This window comes from Siphonobacter sp. BAB-5405, from assembly GCF_002872335.1.
GTDB lineage: Bacteria > Bacteroidota > Bacteroidia > Cytophagales > Spirosomataceae > Siphonobacter.
In genome coordinates, this window is the sequence record NZ_NJAG01000083.1 from 1 (window position 1) to 5,052 (window position 5,052).

The 5,052-nt window shown below is 53.4% G+C and carries 4 protein-coding genes; 2 read left to right on the top strand and 2 right to left on the bottom strand.

Annotation, left to right across the window (positions count from 1 at the left end; translation table 11 throughout):
- Together BWI97_RS28690 and BWI97_RS28695 are read right to left on the bottom strand one after the other, a co-directional pair.
- Positions 1-1,149: TonB-dependent receptor domain-containing protein (locus BWI97_RS28690; protein ID WP_233208051.1), on the bottom strand; the 1,149-nt coding region annotated here is incomplete at its 3' end.
- A complete protein-coding gene (locus tag BWI97_RS28695) occupies positions 1,034-2,506 on the bottom strand; it encodes a SusC/RagA family TonB-linked outer membrane protein (protein WP_233208050.1) in 1,473 nt (490 codons plus the stop codon). The genes BWI97_RS28690 and BWI97_RS28695, both read right to left, overlap by 116 nt.
- Before the next feature lie 381 nt (positions 2,507-2,887).
- On the opposite strand from BWI97_RS28695, the gene BWI97_RS25670 reads away from it, so the two are divergent.
- Positions 2,888-4,057 carry an alginate lyase family protein gene (locus BWI97_RS25670; RefSeq protein ID WP_199182106.1) on the top strand — a complete coding sequence of 390 codons (1,170 nt, stop codon included), beginning with the start codon at positions 2,888-2,890 and terminating at the stop codon, positions 4,055-4,057.
- A 7-nt stretch (positions 4,058-4,064) separates the two neighbouring features.
- On the top strand, positions 4,065-5,052 hold a 988-nt coding region (locus tag BWI97_RS25675), incomplete at its 3' end, for a glycoside hydrolase family 88 protein (protein ID WP_102203350.1).

Consider the following 5,052-nt stretch of genomic DNA (forward strand, 5'->3'; position numbering starts at 1 on the left):
GCTCTGAGCAATGCCCTGCGATACGCGACTGTAGGCGTAGTGGTAGGGCATGTTCAGGTACGTATAGCCTTTACCGAGAAACTCATTCCATTCCAGCAACCGATTCTGGTTGAAGCTCACGTTCATGGTTGCACCCAGGTTTACCTGACCTATTTTAGTGCGGTACGTCAGGTTCACTTCCATCCCGTTGTTTCGCAGTTTACCAATATTCATGCGGGGAGCGTTGTACCCCGAAAGCAGCGTGGATAGCGATGAAGGCCGGATCATACCTGTGGTGAGTTTGGTATAGGCATCGATCTCGGCGGTTAGTTGTCCGTCGAAAAAGGCCAGATCGAGTCCTACGTTGGCCGTATTGGTTTGTTCCCAGGAAAAGTCCTCATTGATGATCTTGGCCGAACTGAAGCCCTTGGCGATCTTTCCGTTGAGGATGTAATTGGTCAGGTTAAAAATGTCCCGCTGTTCGTAGCGACCCACACCCGAGTTATTGCCCAGTTTACCAAGGGAGGCCCGGAGCTTACCCGACGAAATAACCGAGGTCAGATTCTGGAAAAAAGGCTCCTCCGAGAAACGCCAGCCCGCCGATACGGCCGGGAAAAAGCCAAACTGATAGCCGGGCAGGAATTTACTCGACCCATCGTACCGGGCCGTAAATTCGAACAGGTACTTATCATTGACGACGTAATTCAAACGACCAATTACCGAGCGTAAACCCTCCGCGTCGCTGTTTCCTCCGGCGGTTTGCGTCGTCGTCAGGGCCGCGTCAATTTCACTAAGTAAGGGATTAATCCGGTCGAGACGGCTGGCGGACATGTTTCGGTTAAACCAGTACTCTTCCGTGTAACCCAGCAAAGCCGTCAGCTGATGGTTCCGAAATAGGGTTTTATTATACGTAATCCGGCCCTGCAAGAGTGTTTTGTATCCCTGATTGTTGCTGTTACTGATGCCCGCACTGGGGTTGACGATGGTACGGGCAATCTGATCGGTCTGAAAATTCCAGACGTCGGTCGGGTCGTTGTAGCTTTTGGTGAACTGGTTATAGTACCGCAGTCCAAAATCCCCGCGAAATGTTAATCCGGCCAGTGGTAACCATTCCCCGGTACACGTTGGCGTTGATCTCCTGCCGATCCCGCTGGTTATGGTACACCGAATACCGGGCAAACATGTTGGCAGCCTGAGCGTCCTCGCCGTAGGCCATGATGCCACCATACCGGCCCGTCGCCGGATCGTAAGGTAAAATCCCGGCGATGGCGTACCGAATGTCGTAGCCATCCGTACCGCTGTAATTGATGAATCCCTCCTGGTTGGCATACTCCTGTTTCGACCACTGGCCATCCATCCGCAGGCCGACTTTGATGGCGTCGCGAACTTTATAATCAAGGTTAAAACGCGTGTTGTAACGTTTGTAGTTGTGATTGATGAGTACGCCTAGTTCGTCCAAGATACCCGCCGACAGATAAAAATTCATCCGATCATTGCTCCCCGAAGCCGAGAGGTTGTGCGTTTGTATCCGACCGTTATCCCGCAGGATCACGTCCCACCAGTTTGTATTCGGGTATTTCACGGGATCGACGAGGCTTTTGGATAACCAGTCTTCCACGGTTCCGTACCGAAACGTCGTTGACGAAGCACCAGCCCCCGAAGCCCGCATGTGCATGGTGAGGGAGCGGGCGTAATCATCAAAGTAGTTGTAAAAGTTCGTGGGCTGCGATAAGCCGTAGGTTCCGGTATAACTGATTTGGGCTTTTTTGTTTTGTGAACCATTTTTAGTCGTAATCAGTACGACACCATTAGCCGCCCGTGATCCGTAAATGGAAGCTGAAGCCGCGTCTTTCAGGACTGAAATACTGGCCACATCGTTCATGTCGATGCGGTTGATATCCACGTCAGGCATACCATCCACGACAATCAGCGGACCGGAGTTATTAACGGTACCGAGTCCCCGAATAATCAGGTTGGCACTGTTGCGTCCGGCCTGGCCCGTCGATTGCTGTACGGAAAGACCCGGTACCAGTCCGGAGAGGCCCGAGGAAACGTTGCTGAGCGAACGGCTGGCAATTTTCTCGTCGATGTTAATGGCTGCGACGGCTCCCGTCAGGTTTTCTTTTTTCTGAGTACCGTAGCCAACGACCACAACTTCGTTGAGGGCCTTGGTATCGGGAGCCATGGTAATGTCTCGGGACGTTTCGTTCGTCAGATTCACTTCCTGCGTGATGTACCCTACGACGGAGACAAGCAGCGTACCGCCGCCCGTGGGTACGGGAAAAGTAAACTGTCCTTCGGCGTTGGAAGTCGTACCGGCGGCGGGACTTCCCTTGAGCTGGATAGTGGCTCCGGGAATACCCATGCCTTTTTCATCGAGTACCCGTCCCGTAAACGTATACGTGCTGGGCCGATTGGCGGGTGGTGGGTTGTTGCCCGGTGTCTGGGCGGTAGCCTCCCCCGCTACGAGCAGCAGCGTAATAGCCAGGGAGCCTAGCCAGCAGGTGGCAAATAGAGGTTTACGCATAAAACACATCGAGTAAGGTAGTGGAATAAGAGGCAGGCAAGAGCCTTATCTGGGGCCGGAGTAGCGATGAACTCCACTGCAACATTAGTGGATATAAGTCTATAAAATACTGGAATAATCTAAATGGAACGCTTTCTCCACCCCTTTGAACGCTTTATCGCCTACCCGAACGATTCCTCCCCCTTTTTGAAGCATTTAGCCCCCCTGCCCCGCTTTTACCCCTGCTACCTTTGTTTCCTACACCGGCCGATGTTTTCCTCCGTGAAAAAAAGAAGAATTCGTTTACTGCTCATTGAAGTAGGATGCACGGGCCTGTTGGTGGCTCTGTTGCTGTACCTGATTTCACTCGTTCATTAAGCCGCTACCCCTTATCTCTAGGTTATGAAAATGCTACTGATGGGCCTGACTTTTGTTGCTACGCATGCTTTCGGTCAGGCTGATTTGAATATCGAGATTCAAAGAACACTGCAAGCCTCTGTACGGGCTGAAGTCCGCTGGGCACTACAACAACCGCCCCGTACGGTTACGGCCCAACCCTCGCCCCGGAGTGCCGGAGGTCGCCATGATTTCTATTCGGAAGGGGATTACTGGTGGCCCGACTCCACGAATCTCCAGGGGCCGTACCTCCAACGCGACGGGCTGAGTAATCCCGACAACTTCGTGGCCCACCGACAGGCCCTGATCCGCTTGAGTCAGATCATGGGAGCACTGGCCTCGGCCTACGTATTACAACCCGATCGACGGTACAGTGAGCAGGCTCTTCGTCACCTGAAGGCCTGGTTTGTCGATACAACGACCCGGATGAATCCTTCCCTGACGTACGCTCAGGCCATCAAAGGCAGGGTTACGGGGCGGGGCATTGGGATCATCGATACGATTCATTTAATGGAAGTGGTACAGGCCGTTCAGGTGATGGAAGCACAGTTGGATGTCGCTACCGTTGCCGCGGTACGTCGCTGGTTTCGTACGTACCTGCACTGGCTGACGCACCATCCGTACGGAATCGAAGAACGGGAGGCGAAGAATAATCACGGTACGTGCTGGGTCATGCAGGTGGCGGCCTTTGCCCGCTTTACCGGCCATGACTCGCTGCTTGCCGTATGTCGTGATCGGTACAAAACTGTTCTACTTCCCCAGCAAATGGCCGCCGATGGTAGTTTCCCGCTCGAACTCCGGCGGACGAAACCCTACGGTTATTCCCTGTTCAACCTCGATGCGATGGCTATGATTTGCCAGATTGCTTCTACGCCCCAGGATAACCTCTGGACGTATGAGACACCCGACGGACGTAGCATTCGCAGGGGCATCAGCTACCTCTACCCTTACGTCATTGACAAGAATCGCTGGCCCTTGCCACCCGATGTGATGTACTGGGACAACTGGCCCGTCGCTCAACCTTTCCTGGTTTTCGGAGCCCTGGCTTTTCAGCAACCGAAATGGCTCCAAACCTGGAAAAAAGGGGATCATACGCCTGCAAACGAAGAAGTCATTCGCAACCTTCCGATTCGCCATCCCCTACTCTGGCTTTCTCATTCATTCCGTACTAACTAATTCAACCATGAAACGACTTTTTATCGGTCTTGCTCTGGCGAGTAGCTGGGCGTTTGTATCTCCCACCTTTATTGATCGATCTTTTCAACACGCCCAGGAACAAAGCCGACGTATGCTTAGCGAGTTGAAAATCGCGGAATCGAAAGAGGCCTCCAGGCTGGTATCCCCCCGCACCCTCAATGCGAAAGGCGAACTCGAACGGGTGGCCGCCCGCGACTGGACCAGTGGTTTTTTCCCGGGCCAACTCTGGTATGTATACGAATACACCGGAAAGCCCGAATGGGCCGAGCAGGCCCGCCGCTACACGGCCCGGCTGGAAGGCGAAAAAACTAACGCCCGCACCCACGACATGGGTTTTAAAATGTATTGCAGTTATGGCAATGGCTATCGTCTGACGCAGGATCCCGCGTACAAACAAATCCTCATCGAGTCCGCCCGTACGCTATCCAAACGCTTTAAGCCCGCAGCAGGAATCATCCGCTCCTGGGATCATCATCAGGAGGTATGGCAGTGCCCGGTTATTATTGATAATATGATGAATCTGGAACTGCTGTTTGCCGCCACGCGGTGGACCGGGGATTCTTCTTTTTACAACATCGCCGTCACGCACGCCCGCACAACAATGAACAATCACTTTCGGCCGGATTTCAGCTCCTATCACGTGGTGGATTACGATACGCTGACGGGTCAGGTACGTACCAGGCAAACTCACCAGGGTTACAGCCACGAGTCGGCCTGGGCCCGGGGACAGGCCTGGGCTTTATATGGCTATACTTTGTGTTACCGGGAAACGAAAGATCCGGCCTTTCTCCGACAGGCCGAAGCTATCGCCCGTTTTCTGCTCCAGCACCCCCGTTTGCCCAAGGATTTGATTCCGTATTATGATTTCGATGCTCCCGGAATTCGTAACGAACCCCGCGATGTGTCGGCAGCTACGGTGATGGCTTCCGCTTTGTACGAACTCAGTACCTATGCCCCCAAGGCTAATTACTGTG

Coding starts and splice junctions, on each gene's coding strand:
- BWI97_RS28695 (WP_233208050.1), bottom strand. CDS start 2,506: ATGCGTAAACCTCTATTTGCCACCTGCTGGCTAGGCTCCCTGGCTATT.
- BWI97_RS25670 (WP_199182106.1), top strand. CDS start 2,888: ATGAAAATGCTACTGATGGGCCTGACTTTTGTTGCTACGCATGCTTTC.